The sequence below is a fragment of the Ideonella sp. genome, assembly GCF_041918995.1.
GTDB lineage: Bacteria > Pseudomonadota > Gammaproteobacteria > Burkholderiales > Burkholderiaceae_C > Ideonella.
This window is the reverse complement of sequence record NZ_JAYRUN010000037.1, coordinates 1-1,651: the sequence shown is the minus strand read 5'-3', so window position 1 is coordinate 1,651 and position 1,651 is coordinate 1. Positions and strand designations below refer to the sequence as shown.

Sequence of the window (1,651 nt, the reverse complement as noted above, 5' to 3'; positions counted from 1 at the left end):
CGAGGCCAACCACCGCTGCACCGGCGGCCTGTTCTGCCCCGCGCAGCGCAAGGAAGCCATCCTGCACTTTGCTGCGCGCCGCGCCATGGACATCGAGGGCCTGGGCGACAAGCTGGTGGACCAGCTTGTGGACCAGGGCGTGATCCGCACGCTGCCCGACCTGTACCGCATGGGCCTCACGGCGCTCATCACCCTGGAGCGCATGGCCGAGAAGTCGGCCCAGAACGTGCTGGCCGCGTTGGAAAAGTCCAAGCAGACCACGCTGCCGCGCTTTCTGTTCGCGCTGGGCATCCGCCAGGTGGGCGAGGCCACGGCCAAGGACCTGGCGCGGCACTTCGGCGGGCTCGACGCCATCATGGACGCCACGGTCGATCAGCTCCTGCAGGTGAACGACGTGGGCCCCGTGGTGGCCGAGGCCATCCACACCTTCTTCGCACAGCCGCACAACCGCGAGGTGGTCGAGCAACTGCGCGCCTGTGGCGTGACCTGGGAAGAGGGCGCACCGGCCGAGCGCGCCACGCTGCCGCTGGCAGGCAAGACGGTGGTGCTCACCGGCACCTTGCCCACGCTGAGCCGCGACGCCGCCAAGGATCTGCTGGAGGCCGCCGGCGCCAAGGTGGCCGGCTCGGTCAGCAAGAAGACGCACTACGTCGTAGCCGGCGAGGAGGCCGGCAGCAAGCTGGCCAAGGCCCAGGAGCTGGGCGTGCCCGTGCTCGACGAGGCCGGCATGCTGGCCCTGCTGGCTACTTCGACACCTACTGGGCCGCAAGCATGAACCGCAAACCCGTCATCGGCCTGGCACTGGGCAGCGGCTCGGCCCGTGGCTGGGCGCACATCGGCGTGATCCGCGCGCTGGAGCAGGCTGGCATCCAGCCCGACCTGGTGTGCGGCGGGTCGATTGGCGCCGTGGTGGGCGCGGCCTACGCCCTGGGCGAGCTGGACCGCTTCGAGCACTGGGCGCGTGGCCTGACCGGGCGCACCATGTTCTCGTTCATGGACTTCAAGCTCGCGGGCGGCATGCTCAAGGGCGAGCGGGTGATCGACTTCTTCCGCAGCCGCTTCTCTGACCGCCCCATCGAGGCGCTCGACATCCCCTTTGCCGCCGTGGCCACGGGCCTGCATTCGGGCAGCGAGGTGTGGCTGCGCACCGGCTCCACCGCCGACGCGGTGCGCGCCTCCATGGCCTTGCCCGGCCTGTTCACCCCCGCCCAGCGCGACGGGCGCCTGCTGGTCGACGGCGGCCTGGTCAACCCCGTGCCCGTGTCGCTGGCGCGCGCCATGGGCGCCGACATCGTGATCGCCGTGGACCTGAACGCCGACATCCTCGGCCGCCACCTGCGCAAGCCCGGCGCCAACGGCGCGGCCAAGCCGCCTGCCGAGGCCCCGGCGGACGATGAGGAAGCGGCCGGCTGGCTGGACCGCCTGCAGGACGGCTTTGCATCCCTGCTGCCCACGCCTGACCCAGCCCGCGTGCCCGCGCCGTCGCTGCTGGAAGTGGTGCTGGCCAGCGTCAACATCATGCAAGTGCGCATCACCCGCAGCCGCATGGCCGGCGACCCGCCCGAAGTGGTGATTGCGCCGCAACTGGCCCACCTGGGGCTGATGGACTTCTACCGCGCCGAGGAGGCCATTGCCGAGGGGCAGCGTGCGG

General features: G+C 71.2%; 2 protein-coding genes. Both read left to right on the top strand.

The annotated features are described in order from the left end of the window. The coding region (locus ACE3UN_RS18910) for a helix-hairpin-helix domain-containing protein (protein ID WP_374676548.1) at positions 1-775 on the top strand (775 nt) is incomplete at its 5' end. Beyond that, a partial coding sequence (locus ACE3UN_RS18905; RefSeq protein ID WP_374676547.1) for a patatin-like phospholipase family protein occupies positions 772-1,651 on the top strand: 880 nt, incomplete at its 3' end. The genes ACE3UN_RS18910 and ACE3UN_RS18905, both read left to right, overlap by 4 nt.